Origin of the sequence: Streptococcus oralis, from assembly GCF_001588645.1 — a bacterium.
Taxonomy (GTDB): Bacteria; Bacillota; Bacilli; order Lactobacillales; family Streptococcaceae; genus Streptococcus; species Streptococcus oralis_AB.
Window position 1 is genome coordinate 135472 of record NZ_LAYF01000001.1, and the last position, 18824, is coordinate 154295.

20 protein-coding genes are annotated in these 18824 nt (G+C 40.6%); 1 reads left to right on the top strand and 19 read right to left on the bottom strand.

Annotation, left to right across the window (positions count from 1 at the left end; genetic code table 11):
• Positions 1-38: 38 nt before the first annotated feature.
• The 9 genes from A0739_RS00560 to pbp2b form a co-directional block, all read right to left on the bottom strand.
• Positions 39-1082, bottom strand: a complete 1044-nt coding sequence (locus A0739_RS00560; RefSeq protein ID WP_061586707.1) for a D-alanine--D-alanine ligase — start codon at positions 1080-1082, stop codon at positions 39-41.
• Between the two features lie 295 nt (positions 1083-1377).
• Positions 1378-2004 carry a TipC family immunity protein gene (locus tag A0739_RS00565; RefSeq protein WP_061586708.1) on the bottom strand — a complete coding sequence of 209 codons (627 nt, stop codon included), beginning with the start codon at positions 2002-2004 and terminating at the stop codon, positions 1378-1380.
• 179 nt (positions 2005-2183) lie between these two features.
• Positions 2184-2711: a hypothetical protein gene (locus A0739_RS00570; RefSeq protein ID WP_061586709.1), complete on the bottom strand. Its 528-nt coding sequence runs from the start codon at positions 2709-2711 to the stop codon at positions 2184-2186.
• Between the two features lie 85 nt (positions 2712-2796).
• Positions 2797-3330 (bottom strand): hypothetical protein, encoded by a 534-nt coding sequence (locus A0739_RS00575; RefSeq protein ID WP_061586710.1) that lies wholly within the window; start codon positions 3328-3330, stop codon positions 2797-2799.
• Positions 3320-4897, bottom strand: a complete 1578-nt coding sequence (locus tag A0739_RS00580; protein ID WP_082243771.1) for an LXG domain-containing protein — start codon at positions 4895-4897, stop codon at positions 3320-3322. Before A0739_RS00580 ends, A0739_RS00575 begins: the two co-directional genes overlap by 11 nt.
• Complete coding sequence (locus A0739_RS00585; protein WP_231082557.1) at positions 4888-5259, bottom strand: hypothetical protein; 372 nt, start codon at positions 5257-5259, stop codon at positions 4888-4890. The genes A0739_RS00580 and A0739_RS00585 overlap by 10 nt, the downstream gene beginning before the upstream one ends.
• Positions 5247-5522, bottom strand: a complete 276-nt coding sequence (locus A0739_RS00590; RefSeq protein ID WP_061586712.1) for a TIGR04197 family type VII secretion effector — start codon at positions 5520-5522, stop codon at positions 5247-5249. The genes A0739_RS00585 and A0739_RS00590 overlap by 13 nt, the downstream gene beginning before the upstream one ends.
• A gap of 302 nt (positions 5523-5824) precedes the next feature.
• Complete coding sequence (recR, locus tag A0739_RS00595) at positions 5825-6421, bottom strand: recombination mediator RecR (protein WP_000966754.1); 597 nt, start codon at positions 6419-6421, stop codon at positions 5825-5827.
• A gap of 10 nt (positions 6422-6431) precedes the next feature.
• On the bottom strand, positions 6432-8474 hold the full coding sequence (gene pbp2b / locus A0739_RS00600; protein ID WP_061586713.1) for a penicillin-binding protein PBP2B: 2043 nt from the start codon (positions 8472-8474) through the stop codon (positions 6432-6434).
• Positions 8475-8730: 256 nt separating this feature from the next.
• Here pbp2b and A0739_RS00605 point away from each other — a divergent pair, with 256 nt between their 5' ends.
• Entirely contained in the window at positions 8731-9582 is an 852-nt protein-coding gene (locus tag A0739_RS00605; protein WP_061586714.1) for a MurR/RpiR family transcriptional regulator, read from the top strand.
• A 53-nt stretch (positions 9583-9635) separates the two neighbouring features.
• On the opposite strand, the gene A0739_RS10545 is transcribed toward A0739_RS00605, so the two are convergent.
• From A0739_RS10545 to A0739_RS00650, 10 genes are all read right to left on the bottom strand, one after another.
• On the bottom strand, positions 9636-9830 hold the full coding sequence (locus A0739_RS10545) for a hypothetical protein (RefSeq protein ID WP_231082558.1): 195 nt from the start codon (positions 9828-9830) through the stop codon (positions 9636-9638).
• An 85-nt stretch (positions 9831-9915) separates the two neighbouring features.
• Positions 9916-10680: a class I SAM-dependent methyltransferase gene (locus A0739_RS00610; protein WP_061586715.1), complete on the bottom strand. Its 765-nt coding sequence runs from the start codon at positions 10678-10680 to the stop codon at positions 9916-9918.
• 345 nt (positions 10681-11025) lie between these two features.
• The gene (locus tag A0739_RS00615; RefSeq protein ID WP_061586716.1) at positions 11026-11910 is read right to left on the bottom strand and encodes an ROK family protein; all 885 of its coding nucleotides are present in this window, start codon (positions 11908-11910) and stop codon (positions 11026-11028) included.
• Positions 11911-11927: 17 nt separating this feature from the next.
• Complete coding sequence (locus tag A0739_RS00620) at positions 11928-12845, bottom strand: dihydrodipicolinate synthase family protein (RefSeq protein ID WP_061586717.1); 918 nt, start codon at positions 12843-12845, stop codon at positions 11928-11930.
• Between the two features lie 170 nt (positions 12846-13015).
• Positions 13016-13660 carry a DUF624 domain-containing protein gene (locus A0739_RS00625; RefSeq protein WP_061586718.1) on the bottom strand — a complete coding sequence of 215 codons (645 nt, stop codon included), beginning with the start codon at positions 13658-13660 and terminating at the stop codon, positions 13016-13018.
• A 20-nt stretch (positions 13661-13680) separates the two neighbouring features.
• The gene (locus A0739_RS00630) at positions 13681-14133 is read right to left on the bottom strand and encodes a NanQ anomerase/TabA/YiaL family protein (protein WP_061586719.1); all 453 of its coding nucleotides are present in this window, start codon (positions 14131-14133) and stop codon (positions 13681-13683) included.
• Positions 14134-14578: 445 nt separating this feature from the next.
• Complete coding sequence (locus A0739_RS00635) at positions 14579-15418, bottom strand: carbohydrate ABC transporter permease (RefSeq protein WP_001183243.1); 840 nt, start codon at positions 15416-15418, stop codon at positions 14579-14581.
• A 15-nt stretch (positions 15419-15433) separates the two neighbouring features.
• Positions 15434-16300: a carbohydrate ABC transporter permease gene (locus A0739_RS00640; protein WP_161801140.1), complete on the bottom strand. Its 867-nt coding sequence runs from the start codon at positions 16298-16300 to the stop codon at positions 15434-15436.
• 219 nt (positions 16301-16519) lie between these two features.
• Positions 16520-17848, bottom strand: a complete 1329-nt coding sequence (locus A0739_RS00645; RefSeq protein ID WP_061420357.1) for an ABC transporter substrate-binding protein — start codon at positions 17846-17848, stop codon at positions 16520-16522.
• Between the two features lie 113 nt (positions 17849-17961).
• Complete coding sequence (locus A0739_RS00650; protein WP_001135644.1) at positions 17962-18660, bottom strand: N-acetylmannosamine-6-phosphate 2-epimerase; 699 nt, start codon at positions 18658-18660, stop codon at positions 17962-17964.
• Positions 18661-18824: the final 164 nt, after the last annotated feature.

The following is an 18824-nucleotide window of genomic DNA, read 5'->3' on the forward strand; positions in this document are numbered from 1 at the left end:
TGCAGTGATAGTTCTGGCTTCTACCCTCTCTTTCATTTTTATAGCAAATGCGCTTCGCGCTTGTCAAAACTTTGCTTAGCAAGGTCAACCAAATGCTCGATTAGTTCTGGGTAGCTGATTCCCATATTGTCCCAAAGCAGTGGATACATAGACCACTGGGTAAAACCTGGCATGGTATTAAGCTCGTTTAGGAAAATCTCGCCCTTATCTGTATAGAAGAAATCACAACGAGACAGACCGAGGCCACCAATCGCACGGAAGGCTGTTTCTGCATTATGACGCATGACAGCTACCGCATCATCACTAATCTTGGCTGGGATGTCCATGGTAATCTTGTTGTCAATATACTTGGCATCATAGTCATAAAAGGCAACATCCTTGACCACTTCACCTGGCAAAGTGCTCTTCACATCGTAGTTGCCCAAGAGACCAACCTCGATTTCACGGGCATTCACCCCTTGCTCTACCAAGACACGGCTGTCATATTGGAAGGCAAGTTCCAAAGCTTGGCGGAGTTCTTCTTGATTTTCAGACTTAGAAATACCGACACTTGAACCCATGTTTGACGGCTTCGTGAAGACTGGATAAGTCAATTTTGCTTCAACTTCAGCGATTTTAGCAGTCACATCATCACCTTCGACGATGGCCACATAAGGAACTTGGGCAATCCCTGCAGATTCTAAGACACGCTTGGTCGTGATTTTATCCATGGCAAGACTGGATGACAAGATATTGCAGCCGACATAAGGCATTTTCAAAACTTCAAGAAATCCTTGAATAGAGCCATCTTCTCCCATCGGACCATGAAGAACTGGAAAGACCACTGCACCTTCTTCATAGATGGCACTTGGCGCGATTTTCTTGTCCCAGTCAATAGTCGCATTGGTCATGAGACGGTCTTCTTGACCTGGAGTCTGGCTAAATTCCTGTGTTTTGATAAAGTCACCTGACTGGCTGATGAAGAAAGTCTTGACTGTGAAACGGTCGTAGTTGACCGCACGCATGACACTTTCAGCTGACAATACAGACACTTCACGTTCTGCACTGCGTCCACCGTATAAAAGAATAATCGTTTGTTTCATATTATTTGTTCCAATTCTAATAGAATACTCGTTCTTTAGTATATCATATTTGCTTCTTTTTTGAAACTTGAATCTAAAAAAGCCCTCATTTGAGAGCTGAAATTTTACCGATCCACAACTTGAACTTCAAAGTAAGCTGGCTTGTCGTCTACATTGGTGATGGTGATAGTATAGGGAGTTTCTTTCGTCACACCAAAAGAAAACAGGCCAAAGCTATCGAATAAAATAAAATATTCTTAAAAACTCTGTCATGGCAACCTGCCTTTATAAAACTATTACCTCGTCGTTTCGTTTGTCATTCTTTCTTCCAGACATCCTTAACACTCACTTCTCCCCAATTATCTGGGCTAAAGCGACTGGCATATATGGAAGTCCAGTCTGCCAAGACTTTGTGACGGAGTATTTCATCTGCTTCTTTGCGAATCTCATCGACAGTCTTTCCATGCTCCGTTAGAAAGGCTTCTACTTGAGACTGCTGAAAATATCCTGTACTCTCATCATCATAGTACCACATAAATCGTTCTAATTGCTGATTGTTTACATCGTACAGGTAATCTACATTTATGGTTGTCTCTGTATCTGGCAGTCTCAAACGCATCTCCTGGTTAACTTCTGTCATACCCTGAAAATTAAAATAAAAATAATAACCTAGAGAATGAATAGTATTTGGTAAGTCTACACTTTTATAATCAATAGCATGTTTATATAAATCTTGAGAACCATTATCGATAATTTTTAACCCTTTTAACTTATAAAATGCTCGTCCTTTCCAGAGAAATGTATAATTGTGATAATCACTTTCTTCGTAGTAGATTTCATCAAAAATATTGTGAACTCTCTGATATTTATAGTACTGAAAACCAGAGAAAGATATTAATAGAACTATTAGCAACGAAAAAATTGCAAATTTTCTCTTCTTCATCTAATTACCTCATCTTTTTCAACTCTTGATTCCCTGTTTCAATATTTCGAATGAAATTATAAGTACTTGGGTAATTTTTTTGTATCTCATCTACGGTATCTTTTTCTAGTAAAATCCCTCAACACACCCCGTTGTTCATACAGCATTGCGGTGAACAAGAAGCTTCTTTCTCTGGTAAACTATCCATACAAGGTTTGATACATCTTTTCCATGAAAGCCTCAAGCTCTTTTTGAACAATGTTCAATAGGCGCTCTTCTTCGGATTGAGAGATGTTCACTCTCTCATTTATATTTTTTTCATTTATTTGAAAATAGGCGCTAGAAACTAAATCAAAGTTCTTATCCAATTCATAGAGTACGCTAGTTATTTTACCATCTATCTCTATTCTAAAATAAACAGTAACCCCATTCCGTCCCGGATTTGAGATATCCAAATCGATGTCTCCTTTTATCTCTATGGAGTCAATTCCTCCATCCAAGCGAATAGCTCCATCGGGAGGAACGACATAGCCCGCTTTACGGATGTCAGGTGCATATTTTTCTGATGCCATTAAACGTTGTAAGACGACTATATTGTCCCTCTCTTCAAAGGAGGTTTTTAATTGCAAATATTCTTGGTGATTTTGATACTGAAAATAAAGATTCAAGCCAGTAACTAAAACAATTACAGAACCTATCACGATTAGTATTTTTTTAAGTCCCGACATTTTTTTCACCCCCTCTGTCTAAATAATCATAGAAGTCTTGTTCATACAGCATTGCGGTGAGCAAGAAGTTACTTTCTCTAACAATCTAACCATACAAAGTTTGATACATCTTTTTCATGAAGTCATCAATCTCGCTTTGAACACTTCTCAACAAGTAATCTTCTTCGGCTTGTGAGATAGAAACAATCTCTCTTTTCCCGTTACCATTTTGCTGAGAATAGCTAGAATCAATTAAATTCAGATTTTTATCTAAAATAAAAGCTACATGCGTTTGTTTTTCATTAACCTGTGTGATGAAAAATAACTGAAAATCCTTAGCATCCTTTTTGGGAGGGCTAATTTTCAAATGTAACTCTCCTTCTATTTCTAATGGATAAATAACTCCATCCAATCGAATAGCTCCGTCAGAAGGAATAGTATATCCTGCCTTACGGATGTCAGACGCATATTTTTCTGATGATGTCAAACGATGAAGAACTTCAATTCTTTCATTTTTCTCAAAGGATTCTTTTAAAACACTAGATTGTTGGAAATGATTGTAAGTAAAATATAAAGGAATCGCTAATAGGAACAAGGACAATACAATCAACCACTTAAACTGTTTTACTTTATCTGACATTAGTTTCTTCCCCTCTTTCTAAATAATCAAAGAAAGCTTCTTGATTTTTCCTTATTTCTTCATTTGACTGACCCTGAGTTATATACATACTACCTATCGTGTTACCATCTGTTACAATGTAACGAACAATATCTTTGCCAATTTTAGTATTTCCTTTCCCAAGATTTTTATAAAATTCTTCAACTCGATTAATAGTATTAGACTCAACTTTCTGATTATAGTCTGCTTGTGATTTAAAAATATCTTTTTGATTAACGTTTTTCATTAAATCATAACTATTAATTGGATCTATGTCAGAATTAAAGTCGGTATCTCCATAACGACCTGAATCCACATCACCCTTGAAAGAAATTTCATACCTTTCCATGGGATAAGGCAGTGAGGCTGTGCTACCTGGGATATTAATTCTAGCAGTATTTCCCACCTCACTCATAGCATGAGCAATTGAATAAGAATTCAAACTCCAGCTTTGTTCAGTAAATGCCGCAAGCTGAATTGCTTCATGGGCATAATCTTTATGACTAGTTGAGTCATTGTGCTGTTCAGGAAGTTTAATTGCCAAAAGTTTAATTTCAGTAGGAGAAAGACCATATTCTTTACTAAGCTCATCTCTTTCTTCTAACTCAACTACTCCAGCAATAGCTTTATATCTAAGCGCTAAAAAATTATCTGGCACAAAGGAAGCAACTAGTCTATTGTACTCATAGATAACTTTTTCATTAGTCCATCCTTCTTGTTTTGCCTTCTTCAAAATTCCCTGCTGAAGCTTATAAAGTACATTTGCCGTAGATTCATCTAGATTGTAAGATGAGATTAAATCTTCCACAATTTTTTTCTTATCTTTTTCAGCCTGAGTAACTGAGATATCCTTATCAAGCTTATGTGACTCAATCTTCACATCCTTCATCTTTTGCACCCAGCTCATGTCCAGACCGTCCGCATAGTAGTTACCATCGCTATCGACAATGACTTTACTTAGTTGCGTAGCTCCTTGAATCGCTAAGCTAAGGACTTCTAGACTATCGCTGAAATACTGGGAAACCTCTGAGACAAAAAAATCTAGTTTTTCAATCTTGTCATCCAAATCCTGAATACCCGACTCGATTTGAGTCTTGGTATTGTAGAGGATGGTCTTCTCAGAGAAGGCTTTCCCCCAATTGAGACTAAAGAGGTCTTTGATTTGATTTAGCCAGTTCTCCCTCGCTTGAATCTGAGCTTCTACGATAGCTAACTGCTCTTCCCTCAGCTTTTTCAGTTCCTTGAGCTGGTCCATGTCCAAATCTCCATATCCAGAGACCTGAGCATCTGCATTTTTGTAGGAAGTCAACTCTAGTTGGATATCATCTATCGCTGCTTGTAACTTCTTGATGCTGGGGATGATAATCTCTGCAAAGAGACCCTTACCAGCTGTGTAGGCTGCTCCTGTCAGCTCTCCTGAGTCTAAAGAGGAAATCAGGTGATCACAGCCACTAGATAAGCGGTCCGTGACTTCATTTGCGACTTGGAGGTTGTTAGTCATGGCTTGAATCAATTCTTGGGATTCTTGTGCGCTGTATTTTACTCCCATGGTAGCCGATTCCTTTCTGATATCAGTTCTTCTCTAGCTTCATCGAAAGACCGACGAGCCTTCTTCGTTTGTTTTCCCAATTCATCCAGTTCCTCATCTACATAAGAGTTGATCTGTCGTTGAATGGTTCTATTATCACTTTCGATTTGCTCTATCACCTGACGAGAACTGGGCGAGAGAGCCAATAGAGTCGCCATACGAAGGTGGATGCTCTGGATTTCTGAGTGAAAGTGAATTACCTGCTGTTCATATTGTCTTTTTAGAGTCTGAAGACTTTCTTCTTTATCGTCAATCTTGACAATTTCTCTCCAAAGTTTGTAGCGTTTTTCTTCGTTCTTATCTGCCATTTTTAATGTTCCCATCTCTTAGACAGCTCTACGTCGTGTTTTTCAATCTTATGAGCAATTTCTGGAAACTTATTTGCTTGTGTCAAAACAGCCGAGCTGAAATCACTGACTGCCTGAAGCATTTGGTTGCAGGCCTGACGTCCCGCTTCCATCCCAGCGATTTCAGAAGTATATGAAAATTCTACTTGCTGATTTTGCTTCTTGCTCGTGTCATACCCGACCAATTCATTAATAGCTGCCTCTGCTGCTATCGTGCTAGATTTTATCTTTCCACCCATACTTCAAACTCCCCTTATTCATTGTATATTGACCATATCATAACACAAAAATAGTACGATTTCAAAACAAACCCTAAGGGCAAATGCGCTCATCTCCTTAGAGTAAACTCTATCGCTCAGTGAATGAGTTTGACAAAGACGCCACTAGTCATTTTGGAAACCCGTTTTTTGATGCCTTATAATTTGAGTAGTCTTATTAGCAAGGCTTGTTCACCTCTCGTGAGAAACAGAAAAAGACAAGCCCTAGAAAAATTCCTAGGGCTCGTCTTATGTGTCAAAATGAGCTACGTTTTAACTGACTCCTACAACTCTGTCCGATTTTCAATGGCTCGTAAGAGTGTGACTTCGTCCGCATACTCGATATCTGCTCCCACGGCTAGTCCTCGTGCTAGGCGAGTGACCTTGATACCAGCTGGCTTGAGGAGACGAGAGAGATACATAGATGTCGCTTCTCCATCCGCTGTCGCATTGGTTGCCACGATCACTTCTGAAACCTCACTATCCATAAGACGGGTCATGAGACTCTTGAGGTTGATATCGTCTGGGCTGATACCATTCATCGGAGAAATGAGGCCGTGCAAGACGTGATAGAGTCCGTGGTATTCTTGGATGTTTTCCATAGCAGCCACATCGCGACTATCCTCTAGCACCAAGATGGTTGTCTGGTCTCGAGTCGGATCCGTACAGATAGAGCAAGGGTCATCATCGGTCAAACGACCACAGATGGAACAATAGGTTAATTCCCTCTTAGCAGACAGGAGATTTTTGGCAAATTCATTGACATCGTCATCAGACATTCCAATGGTATAGAAGGCTAGGCGGGTAGCCGTTTTGATCCCGATACCTGGTAACTTTGAATAGCTATCAATCAGCTTGGCAATAGGTGTTGGATACAGCATAAGTTCCTTTCTAATTCATTGGATGGTGTTGGTGATAAAGATTGATAATGTCGCGTGCAATAGAAGGTCCGACACCGTTTGTAAGGTTGGTGTTATGAGGAAAGACGACTGCGACCGCGATTTGAGGATTTTCGGTTGGTGCATAGGCGACTGCGTTGGTATTATTGGCTTTTTGACCGCCATTAACGTAACTTTCGGCAGTCCCCGTTTTCCCACTGATGGAAACGGCTGCGCCATTTGAAAAGGCACGACCAGTTGTTAGAGCACTCGTCCCATGCGAAACTTGATAGAAACCTTGCTGCAAGATAGCCATATCTGATTCTGAGATATTGACCTTGTTTAGTTCCTTAGTGGCTGTTTCTTGAACCAGACTACCTAAGCCACCTTGGTCATTGTTTCCATAAACCCCTTCAACGATGTGAGGAGCTAAACGTACGCCATTGTTTGCAATGGTTGCGACATACTGGGCTAACTGCATCGGTGTGTAGTTGTCAAACTGACCAAAGGAATTATTGATATAGTTCCCCAAATCAAATTCTTTTGGCGTGAATCCTGTGGATTCATCTGGGAGGTCAATCCCCGTTGAAGCTCCGAGTCCATATTCCCCGAAGGTTGACCGCAATTTGCTCATTGCAGTCTCTAACTGTCCCGTTGCGGCCACCATGTTTGGTGTGTAGGTCTGTCCCATGATCCCTAGCGCAGTCTGAACCATATAGGTATTAGAAGAGTATTCTAGAGCCTCAACTGCTGTAATCGGGAAAGAGCCATAGGACAAGGTGTACCATGAATTGATTGGGGCCGAACCTTGGAAAACAATCGGTTGGTCGGTCAATGTTTGATTACCTGACAAGACTCCGTTTTCCCAACCAGAGCTGATGGTCGCCGCCTTAACAACAGATCCTGGTACAAAGACGTTGGTTATCGTCCCAAGCGAATCTGAACTTAATTTATCGGATTCGACATCATGCTTAACACCTGACATGGCCAAAACTGCACCGGTTTTAGGATTGAGGGCTACGGCGTAGACTCCTTCAGAGTATTTGGCTCCACCGTTACCCAATTCTGAGTTGAAGTAGCTCTTGAGTAGGTCGTCCACACCATTCTGGAAAGCTAGGTCAATCGTTAACTTGATGTTATTTCCTTTACTTCCTTCTTCGACATTTTCCACACTTTCCATATTTCCGTGTTTGTCGAGGTGGATTTCCTTGACGGAGCGTTTGCCTTGAAGAACATCTTCATATTGCTTTTCAAGATAGGAAGTTCCCACTCGGTCATTAAGAGAATACCCTTTTTTGAGATAAGCATCAACTTCCTCAGCCGGAAGTCCTGACTTCTCATTTGAAACGCTACCGACGATCGTCGATAAAGAAGTGTCCAGTACTTTACGATCCCATGAGGTTGAAATGCTGATACCTGGTAATTCCTTGGACGCTGATGCAACGAGAGCAACTTGGGTATCATCTAAGGCATCCGTAGAAATGGTGCTCGTTGCAAAATTTTCAACAGCATTGAGCTGACTAAAGAGATAGATTTCCTTTTTCTGGTCATCTGTATAATTAAGTTGACTCACGTCAATGCTTTCAACCGCATTATTGTAAAGTGTCGCTTCTGATAAACGATTTCCATCTGAATCCAGGCGTTTATCGCTTGGCAAGGATTCGACTGTTTTTTTGTAAATATCCTGGTCCGCCAAGTAGTAGTCTGCAATCTGTCGATCTGTCAGAACAGGAGAGGTTACATTTACATATGTGAGGAGTTTCTTGGCTGTCTCCTTCAATTCGGCTGCTGTCATTTTATTGTTTCGTGTGAAAGAAACAACTTGCTTGACAGTATTTTCCACCAAGGGTTTCCCTGTCGCATCATAGATCTGTCCACGAGCTGAACTGGTTGTTACCCTTGTTTGGCTGGCTGAGGCCAATTTTGTTTCATAGAAATCTTTATTGAGTACCTGCATGTATAACAAACGACCAATAATGGCCATAAAGAGCAGGATGACAATCGCAAATAGTAAATTAAGCCGAATCGGAATCGAATGGCTATTAAATTTTCTCATACAACTAAGACTCTTTTCTAGAAAAATTCCCGATTTCCACCTTTATTTTACCTAAAATAATAGAGCAAATAGGTGAAGCTCAGTACATTTCATTGTACCATATTTTACGGAGAAACTCTTGGAAAAGTCGAAGCATTTTTTGACTTTTAATTGAAAATGCCTTTTTATTTGGTTATCCTATTTTCTATGATATAATGATAGTAATAGTTAGGAAAGCGTTAATTTTTTAAGACTTTGACTCATAAAAAGGAGCCTCATGAACAAGCCAGATATCGCAACCATAATCGACCTCCATTTTGAAGAATTAACCGAGCTCGAGCAAGAAATCGCTCGCTATTTTTTGCAAGCTGAAACGATCCAAGATGATCTCTCTTCTCAGCAAGTTACCCAGAAATTACATATCTCCCAAGCAGCCTTGACCCGCTTTGCCAAAAAGTGTGGTTTTACAGGCTACCGAGAGTTCGTCTTTCAATACCAGCATCAGGCTAGTAAACCGGACACTCATTCGCACAAACACAGTCCTTTGACCAAACGTGTTTTACGAAGCTACAGTATCATGAGAGAACAAACACAGGATTTGATTGACGAAGAACAACTGGAACGCGTCGCCCAATTAATCGATGACGCAGAACGAGTTTACTTCTTTGGGACGGGAAGTTCTGGTCTGATTGCCCGTGAGATGAAACTGCGCTTTATGCGTCTAGGTGTTGTCTGTGAAGCTTTGACCGATCGGGATGGCTTTGCTTGGACAACCAGTATCATGGATGAAAACTGTTTGGTACTTGGCTTTTCTCTCTCAGGCACCACCCAATCTGTCCTAGATAGTTTGCTGGACGCCAAGGACATGGGAGCCAAGACTATTCTCTTTACCAGTTCTCCTAGCAAAGACTGTCAGGCCTACACCGAAACAGTCCTAGTCGCAAGTCATAGTCAATCTTCTTACATCCAACGTATTTCTGCTCAACTTCCTATGCTCTTTTTAACAGATTTGATTTATGCCTACTTTTTAGAAATCAATCGTGAGAGCAAGGAAAAAATCTTTAATAGCTATTGGGAAAATAAAAAACTCAACGGCTATCGTAGACAAAAACGCGCTAGAAAATCCTAGTTTGGCTCAACCAAACTAGGATTGTTTTGTTTTAATACTCTTCGAAAATCTCTTCAAACAACGTCAGCTTCACCTTGCCGTAGGTATAGGTAACTGACTTCGTCAGTCTTATCTACAACCTTAAAACCATGTTTTGAGCTGACTTCATCAGTTTTATCTGCAACCTCAAAGCTGTGCTTTGAGCAACCTACGGCTAGCTTCCTACTTTGCTCTTTGATTTTCATTGAGTATAAAATGATAATAGGCACCCAACATCCCTGCTGTATTTTGGTGATGGGCAAATTCTAATCGTAAAATAAAATGAGCTATTCTTCAGAAGTACGTTCTATAATATCATAGTTTAATGCAGAGTGTAGCGATGTAGTCATTTCCATAACGTGACAATCGATGTCTTTTGTCACACGATTCATAAAAATCGATCATAGCGAGACCGTTTTTTAGTTGTCCTCTAATCTGACTTTCTAAGGTATGGCTAAATTCATATCCATATTCTGGATTGATGATGATTTTGCCTTCCGCTTCAAGCTCTTTTGAATTAAAAGGTAGTGAAAACTGTAAAAGTAATTCCTCTTCGGGTTTGTCCCATACAATGTCAGCATCATACATGTATATCCAAGGATTCATAAATCCAACCATTAACAGACCACCCTTTTTCAATACGCGAGCAGCTTCTTTATACATGTTTTCTAAATCTTCTATGTATACATTTGAAACTGGATTAAAAATAATATCAAAAGTTTCATTTTCAAATGGAAATGGTTTTGTCATATCGCCTTGAACGGTATTGATCTTTAAGCCTTCTCTTTTAGCAACCAACTCGTCTCTTTCTAATTGTGATCTGGAAAAATCCATGATGGTGACATCATACCCTTTTATAGCAAAAACTGGACCCTGCTGGCCACCACCACAAGCTAACCCTAATATCTTTTTTCCCTTGGCTTTTTCAAACCATTCTGTGGGCACTTTTTTCCCAACAGTTAAGGCAACAGAAATTGGATGCTTTCTAACTTCTTCTAATTCTTCATGTGTCAACGGCTCAGTGTAGTCATTTTTTACATTATTCCATCTATCTTGATTACATTTTATATAATTGTTCATTTGATAATCTCCTCGTAATGTTATACTATTCGATTTAAGTTGAATGAGCTGCCACTACATTTTCTCACCGCTACAACTTCAATTTTATCAATTTTCGCCCATCTCATTATATCATTTTTCAATATTTTCTCATTTACTCAAGCTAAATATCAATTAAATGGTTGATAGAATTGCCCTCGCCTTGTAGTTCATCATCTCGCCTTAACTTCTCATGTAAGATGGTTATTTTCTCCTAGTTTCTCTCGATTACCTCCTTTGGCTCAAATTTTTCAATAAAAAAGAATTAAGCAAAACATTGTCACTCAAGTAGTGATTAAGTGTTCTGCTTAATTCTATAGTTCCAAACTAGGATTGTTTTGTTTTGAAATGATAATAGGCTCCCAACATACCTGCTGTATTTTGGTGATGGGCAAATTCTAATCTTGTTTTCTCAGCTAGACTTGGTACCAAGGCCGCCTTCAAAGCTGTGCGGATCTTCGGTTTGAGGATAGCCTCTTGTCCCATGATACCGCCACCGAGAATGACCACTTCTGGATTGGCCACGTAGCAAATATTTGCCAGACCTTTCCCAAGGTAATCTACCATGCGGTCAATGCCTGTCATACAGATCTTGTTTCCTTCAGTAGCTTCCTTGAAGATGCGTCGGCCATTCCACTGATCAACTGAGTCACCATGAGCTGCTGCCACATATTCTACCAAGGCTGTCGTAGAAGCCAAGTCTTGGAAAGCCCCATCCTGCATATGCATATAACCCACCTCACAGGCAGAATTGCTATATCCATGGAAGACTTTCCCATCCATAATCAAACAACCACCGATACCTGTTCCAATGGTCAAGCAGAGTGTCACACTCGCTCCCTTTCCAGAACCAGATACTGCCTCAGCAAGACCTGCGCAGTTGACATCATTTTCAATTTCGCAAGGAATCGCAAAGCTAGTCTCGATTTCCTTCTTGAACTGGGTTCCTGCATAGTTAGGGATTTGCGGGCCAGCATAGAAAATCTCACCCTTGTCAGGATCCACCATTCCTGCAGAAGAAATGGCAACACCTGCTACTGGACCTTTTTCTAAATAGCTGGATACGATATCTTTGGTCTTTTGTAAGATATGGGGGCCACCCTTATGCGCCTCTGTTGGCATTTCATGCGATTCAACAAGTTGGCCTTCTTGGTCGATCAAACCATATTTGATGTTGGTTCCGCCAATATCAATTGCAACGTAGTGTGTCATAAATACCTCCTTATGGATTAGAGGAAGCGCTCCTTGGTTTCACGAATCAATTGCGCTGCTGCTTCTACAACTGGGCGATCTTCTTCGGTTACTGGTGTCAATGGTGAACGAACTGAACCAATGTTAAGTCCTTCATTGATTTTCAAGACTTCTTTGATGACACCGTACATATTTCCATGTGCAGCAGTGAGTTTGCCAATAATTGCATTGATAGCGTATTGCAATTCACGCGCTGTTTCCAAGTCTTTTTCAGCAATCAACTCATTGAGTTTCAAGAAGAGTTCTGGCATCGCACCATAAGTACCACCGATACCAGCTTTAGCACCCATGAGACGGCCACCTAGGAACTGTTCATCTGGACCGTTGAAGACGATATGGTCTTCGCCACCAAGGCTCACAAAGGTTTGGATATCTTGAACTGGCATAGAAGAGTTCTTCACACCGATAACACGAGGATTCTTCAACATTTCAGTATAAAGACTTGGAGTCAAAGCAACTCCCGCTAACTGAGGAATGTTGTAAATCACGTAATCTGTGTTTGGAGCTGCAGCACTGATATCGTTCCAGTATTTGGCAACTGAGTACTCAGGCAAGCGGAAGTAAATCGGTGGAATCGTTGCAATAGCATCTACTCCCAAGCTTTCTGCGTGGCGAGCAAGTTCCATACTATCTTTGGTATTGTTGCAAGCTACGTGAGCGATGATAGTCAATTTGCCCTTGGCAACTGCCATGACTTCTTCCAAAATCAACTTGCGATCTGCCACACTTTGGTAGATACATTCACCAGAAGAACCATTGACATAGAGACCTTGAACACCCTTATCAATGAAGTATTGGACCAAGTCGCGCGTACGCTCTGGACTGACTTCTCCTTGATCATCATAACATGCGTAGAAGGCTGGAATGACACCTTCGTATTTTTTCAAATCTGACATAGATTTTCTCCTAAGATTTCTTTTTTTCTGCTGAGAGCAGTTCTATTTTTACAAGTTTAGTATACACCTTGTGAAAATCGCTTTCAATATCTTGTATACACTTAGATTTTAGTTTCTACTTGTATTTTAGAAACTGTAACGATTGAAAGTAGTTTCAGAAACACCTCATCCTACTGGTATTTGGCGAAAATTTTCTCCATCAAACCTGCTTGGAGAAAGACTAGCAAACCAAAACCAAAGAGGATAAAGGCCGACCCACCCAAAAGGAGAGTGAAGGCGGATAGATAGAGAACCATCACTATGAGAAAGAGAATGGCTAACATGAGGAAGAACCAAGGAAAGTTAAAACTTGCCAAGATAAGCCCCTTTTGCAGCACTTCTTTCCAAGACAAATCATAGCGCGCAGCGATGGGATAGCTAGCCAGCATCACCAGAGTGAGGAAGATGAGAATCCCCAAACAAATAGCTTTCACAATCTGGAAAGGCAAAGCTGTCTGGCCCCAGAAAAGATAGAGGTCTAAAAGACTTAGCAAAACTATGCCCAACTCTAGCAAACCCAACTGAAGTCCCAGTTTCAGATTTTGCTTGAAAGCTCTTAGATAAGTTCTAAAGACTGGCACCCGTCTGCTTCTCTTAATCTCAAACATGGTTTCATAGAGGCTGATTTTCGCCACTCCAATCGTCACAATGGGCAAACAAGAGACGACAAAAAGAAGATTGACTGTGACGATATCCAAGACCTTCTCACTGAAACGCATGAGAAAATTATCTGTATCAAATGCTGCCTTGATAAGGCTTACTCCTTTTTGTGTCATGTTTGCTCCTCCTGATTCTTTTAATCAATCAAAATTTTAAAGAGATACTTGCGAACTTTTTCTTCCATCCCTGCGTAGCCATTTGGCTGGTGTGGTTCTCCTGGGAAGAAAATTGCAAAATTGTGATAGCCCAACAAGAGTGGGTATTTTTCATGACAATGGACAAAGCCAATGTCGCTCGCTTCTTCAAATGCTACTGCCTCGTCTTTGATACGTGAACCGTAGCTCGAATATTCGTGTCCTTCTACCAGTAAATGCAAGTCTGCATAGTTCTTATGGTGTTCAAATTGATCATTTTCAGCTTGATTGAGGACATTTTCCTGAACAACTAGAAAGACCTTGTCCCCGTCAATCTCATACTTACCGAGTTCGAAAGAATCCTTACGGTGCTGATAGAGATAGTCGATAGCCTTATCTAGATTGGGATGGATTCCCTTGTAAAAGGCGATGTTTTTCAAATCGTCAAAAATCATACTGTTTCCTTCGTTTCTGATAGTTACTATTTTTCAGTTCCGAATTATCCTTTCTCTATTTCCCTGTAATAGTGCGGATGGAAGCAAATTCCTTCGGAATTTCATTCCTAATTTTTGAGCCTTTCACTCCTTCATCGTCAGTCTCAAAAATTCCGTCTAAGATAAGCGTAAGATGCTTATCTTAGATACCACTAAAGCGGGAAATAGTTACCATAAAACGAACCTACTCTAACTAGTATCATGAAAAGAGTTCATTCTTAAGTTTATAAGTGTCTGACAAAACTTCACGAAGTAACTGCATACTCTCCATTTTGTAGACACTTATAACTCTGTATTCTCTTATACTCAACGAAAATCGAAGAACAAACTAGGAAGCTAACCGCAGGCAATACTTAAGTATGGCAAGGTGATGCTGATGTAGTTTAAACTCGATTTTCGCAGAATCTTATCCTTTAACAGCTCCCATAGTAATCCCTTGAGTGAAGGATTTTTGGAAGACAAGGAAGACGGTTACGATTGGCACGGCTGCAAGAGCTGCACCCGCCATGATCAAACCATAGTTGGTTGCCATTTCGGCCTGCATGGTCGCAACCCCGAGTGAGATGGTCAAGTTTTGACGTGAAGTCAACATAACCAACTGCATAAAGTAGTCGTTCCAAGTATTGATGAAGGTAAAGATCGCAAGGGCTGCAAATCCTGGTTTCACGATAGGGAAGGCTACGCTCCAGAAGGTACGAATCTCACCACAACCGTCGATTTTAGCTGATTCAAGCAATTCTGTAGGGATGTTTTCGCTGAACTGTTTCATGAGGAAGACCCCAAATGGCCATCCAATCAAAGGCAAGATAACTGCCCAAAGAGTATCGTGAATTCCCATGAAGTTAACGATACGTACCAATGGTACAAGGACAACTTGTTTTGGAAGCGCCATGGCAGCGATAAAGACTGCAAAGAGGATGCGTTGACCATAGAAACGTTTTTTAGCCAAGACATAACCTGCTAGAGAAGAGGTTGCGCAGACTAGGAACATGGTTACCAGTGAGATAAATACAGAGTTCCACATCCACTGCATAGCAGGGTTTTGCACCATGAGTTGTTGGAAGTTCTCCATGGTTGGCATTTTAGGGAACCACTGTGGCGGAATCATAATGGTATCAGGCTGTGATTTGAAGGCCCCTGTCAAGATCCAGTAGAATGGAAAGATGAACAGCACGGTCAACAAGAGCAAGATAATCGTTGAAATAACAGTGAAAGCTGTTAAGGGTTTCTTTTGTGTAGGTTGCATAACTGTCTCCTTTCTTTAGTATTCTACGTCGTTTCCGAGGATCTTGAATTGAGCAAAGCTGACAATGGCAATCATCACTGCCAAGAAGACACCGATGGTATTGGCATAGCCGTATTCTGTCAATTGGAAGGCTTTTTCGTAAAGGTAGTACATCAAGGTACTTGTTGAGTAGTTTGGACCACCAGAAGTCAACAACTGAATCAAGGCGAAACATTGGAATGAGTTGATGGTTGTGATGATCGCGATGTAAAGAGTTGTTGGAAGAAGGCTAGGCCATTTGATCTTCCAGAAGACTTGAAACTCAGTCGCACCGTCAACACGCGCTGCTTCAACAAGTGAGTTGTCAATATTCCCCATGGCAGCGATATAAAGAATAATCGGTTGTCCAACAGATGTTGTCAAAAGGATGATCATAATCGCTAGCAAAGCCCAGTTTTTGTCACCCAGCCAAGAAATGTTTTGGCTGATGATATGGCTTGACTTAAGGACAAAGTTTAGAATCCCTGATAGGGGGTCATAGATCCATTTCCATACAACCGTTACGGCAACACTACCTGTAACTACAGGAAGGAAGAAGACGAAACGATAGAAAGAACGGGCAATGGCATTTTGATGATAGGTTTGAGATGCTACAAAGAGCGAGAAGAGAACCACAATCGGAACAGATCCAATAACCAGGATAACGGTATTGATCAAAGACTTCACAAAGACAGGGTCTTTAAACATGCGAATGTAGTTGTCCAAGCCTACAAACTCAAATTTAGTCATGGAGTAGTTAAAGAAACTTGTAATGAATCCCATAATCATAGGAGCCAAGACAAAGATGACAAAGAAGAATAACACTGGTGCTAGGAAAGCGTAGGAAATCACTGTTTCCCGCATACGAATTTTATTGACTTTCACAGTCGGCACCTCTCTTTCAAATAGAATAGTTTTTGATTTTCTTGAACTGTTTTAAAACCAAAATGAAATTTTTTAAGATTCGCTTATGTAAGAACTTCATTTTAATTTCGTGACAGTTCCTACCATTTCAAACAAAAGTCCCCCTTTTCTTACACCATAGTGCACAGGGAAAAGGGGGGAATCAATCTGACTTAGTGCTTATTGTTTTGTAGCTTTTTTGATTGTTTCGTTAGCTTTTTCAGTGAAGGCTTTCAAAGCATCCGCTGGTTTTTCGTCACCATTTGATACAGATTGCAACATTGGGAACCAAAGTGTTCTCATTTCAGCAAATCCATCGATAGTGTTGTAATATGGTGAGTAGTATTTAGTCCAGCCACTGATTGTTTCCATACGTTTGTCTTCATAAAGTTTGCCAAATGAAGTACGAACTGGGAAGGCACCTGTACGAACTACGTCTTTAGGACCCCATTCTTTGTCATCTGCGATGAATTGAACGAATTTCTTAGCAGCTGCGACTTTCTTATCGTCTTTGTTGTTAAATACTGCAAATCCGTTTACAAGGTATTCAAGAGATGGTTTACCAGAATCTGATGGGAATGGTACTTCTACCACTTCTACCTTACTTGCTTCCAAGAGTTTAGCTTGGATACCGTTTTGAGCTGGTGCCCAAAGGATTGTGTATGAAGTTTGACCGTTGGCAAAGTTTTGGATGTCTGCTCCACCGTCAAATTGTGAACCGTTGTTCAACAAACCATCTTTGATCCAGCTAGCCGCTTTTTCAAGACCTTTGACGAATTTAGGATCGTCAGTTGTATATTTAGTTACGTCTTTGTCTGTTACAGAACCACCGTAAAGGTTTGCAATGAAGGCACGTGTTCCTTGGTCTCCCCCTTGACCAGCACTGAACAATGAACCTGGAGTGTAGCCTTTATCTTTAAGGGCTTTCAAAACTTTTTCAAAGTCATCAGTTGTCCAACCTTCTTTAACAAGGTTAGCTACACCAGCATCTTCCAACATTTTCTTGTTCATTGCCATGTAGAATGGTGCTGAACTGATTGGATACATGTAGGCTTTGTCTCCAGCCTTACTTGCTTGTACGATGTTTTCGTTGTTCACATCTTTGACGAATTCGTCTGTGAAAAGGTCGTTCAACTCAGCCAATTTACCATTTTTACCGTATTGGATGATACGTCCTGGTGCGTCAAAGAGTACGTCTGGCGCTGTTCCTGCTTCGATGGCTGTTGTGATCTTTTCAGGACCTGACTTGAAGTCGATGGTTTCCAATTTCACTTTTACATCTGGATTTGCTTTTTCAAAAGCTTCGATGATTGATTTTTCATAAGTTCCAACACCGTCACCAGTTTTTTCTTGTGTGAAGACTGGGAATGCCCACCAAGTGATTTCTGTTTTTCCGCTATCGCTACCAGAATTTGCAGCATCTTTGCTTCCACCAGAGTTACCACAAGCCGCAAGGCCAAGAATCGCAGCACCCGCAAGTACTGTACAAGCTAGTTTTCTAAATTTCATTTATATTCTCCTAATTGATAAGCGTATCCATATTGGATAATGAGTTCTTTATATTTGTATACGTTTTCATTTTGTCCGACGCATCAACCACTCTCCTCTGTTTTGAGATTGTGTTATTTAAGACCGGCAACAAAGCGTTCCGTAATCTCTTTTGGTCTAGTAATCGCTCCACCAACAACGATACCTCGCACCCCATATTCAAGGATTTGCTTAGCTTGTTCTGGTGTATGAATCTTCCCTTCAGCGATGACATCCACACCGGCATCGCAGAGTTTTTTGATCAGTTCAAAGTCTGGACCATCTACCTTAGGACTATAAGAGGTATAACCTGATAGGGTTGTTCCAACAAAATCAATTCCTGCTTCAACTGCTGCTATACCCTCTTCAAACGTGCTAGTATCAGCCATTAAGAGTTGATGCGGATATTTTTCTTTGACTTGTCGGATAAAGTCTTGGATTTCCAAACCGTCGTAACGTTCACGTTTGGTACAATCCAGGGCAATGACCTCGATGTCTAGTTCAGCCAATTCATCAACTTCTTTCATAGTTGCTGTAATGAAAGGCTCCTGTGGCGGATAGTCACGTTTGATAATCCCGATAATCGGTAGTTTCGTAACCTCCTTAATCTCCTTGATATCACGAACACTGTTTGCTCGGATACCGACTGCTCCACCTTGCTCAGCCGCTTTGACTAGCAAGGGAATGACTCCTCCCGCTTCTGTATAAAGCGGTTCGTGAGGAAGTGCCTGGCAAGAGACAATGATTCCATCTTTGATTTGTTCAATCAAGGCTTCTTTGCTAATCTGTGGCATCCTCTTTCCTCCCTTTCTTGTTCTTATGGGCTTATTATATATCATTTGTTAAGCGCTTTCAATAGCTTGTGGTAGAATAGATTTCAGTTTCAAAACTATTTTATAGAACAGACTATCCTGAAAGTAGTTTCAGACTTCTTATGATTTCTAATCAACCTGAATGT

Excerpts from the sequence above, each read along its gene's own strand:
- A0739_RS00650 (WP_001135644.1), bottom strand. The coding sequence starts at position 18,660 with ATGCCACAGATTAGCAAAGAAGCCTTGATTGAACAAATCAAAGATGGA.
- A0739_RS00590 (WP_061586712.1), bottom strand. The coding sequence starts at position 5,522 with ATGGGTGGAAAGATAAAATCTAGCACGATAGCAGCAGAGGCAGCTATT.
- A0739_RS00580 (WP_082243771.1), bottom strand. The coding sequence starts at position 4,897 with ATGGGAGTAAAATACAGCGCACAAGAATCCCAAGAATTGATTCAAGCC.
- A0739_RS00620 (WP_061586717.1), bottom strand. The coding sequence starts at position 12,845 with ATGTCAGATTTGAAAAAATACGAAGGTGTCATTCCAGCCTTCTACGCA.
- recR (WP_000966754.1), bottom strand. The coding sequence starts at position 6,421 with ATGCTGTATCCAACACCTATTGCCAAGCTGATTGATAGCTATTCAAAG.
- A0739_RS00640 (WP_161801140.1), bottom strand. The coding sequence starts at position 16,300 with ATGCGGGAAACAGTGATTTCCTACGCTTTCCTAGCACCAGTGTTATTC.
- A0739_RS00605 (WP_061586714.1), top strand. The coding sequence starts at position 8,731 with ATGAACAAGCCAGATATCGCAACCATAATCGACCTCCATTTTGAAGAA.
- A0739_RS00635 (WP_001183243.1), bottom strand. The coding sequence starts at position 15,418 with ATGCAACCTACACAAAAGAAACCCTTAACAGCTTTCACTGTTATTTCA.
- A0739_RS00565 (WP_061586708.1), bottom strand. The coding sequence starts at position 2,004 with ATGAAGAAGAGAAAATTTGCAATTTTTTCGTTGCTAATAGTTCTATTA.
- A0739_RS00615 (WP_061586716.1), bottom strand. The coding sequence starts at position 11,910 with ATGACACACTACGTTGCAATTGATATTGGCGGAACCAACATCAAATAT.
- pbp2b (WP_061586713.1), bottom strand. The coding sequence starts at position 8,474 with ATGAGAAAATTTAATAGCCATTCGATTCCGATTCGGCTTAATTTACTA.
- A0739_RS00575 (WP_061586710.1), bottom strand. The coding sequence starts at position 3,330 with ATGTCAGATAAAGTAAAACAGTTTAAGTGGTTGATTGTATTGTCCTTG.
- A0739_RS00585 (WP_231082557.1), bottom strand. The coding sequence starts at position 5,259 with ATGGGAACATTAAAAATGGCAGATAAGAACGAAGAAAAACGCTACAAA.
- A0739_RS00560 (WP_061586707.1), bottom strand. The coding sequence starts at position 1,082 with ATGAAACAAACGATTATTCTTTTATACGGTGGACGCAGTGCAGAACGT.
- A0739_RS00610 (WP_061586715.1), bottom strand. The coding sequence starts at position 10,680 with ATGAACAATTATATAAAATGTAATCAAGATAGATGGAATAATGTAAAA.
- A0739_RS00630 (WP_061586719.1), bottom strand. The coding sequence starts at position 14,133 with ATGATTTTTGACGATTTGAAAAACATCGCCTTTTACAAGGGAATCCAT.
- A0739_RS00570 (WP_061586709.1), bottom strand. The coding sequence starts at position 2,711 with ATGTCGGGACTTAAAAAAATACTAATCGTGATAGGTTCTGTAATTGTT.
- A0739_RS00645 (WP_061420357.1), bottom strand. The coding sequence starts at position 17,848 with ATGAAATTTAGAAAACTAGCTTGTACAGTACTTGCGGGTGCTGCGATT.
- A0739_RS00625 (WP_061586718.1), bottom strand. The coding sequence starts at position 13,660 with ATGACACAAAAAGGAGTAAGCCTTATCAAGGCAGCATTTGATACAGAT.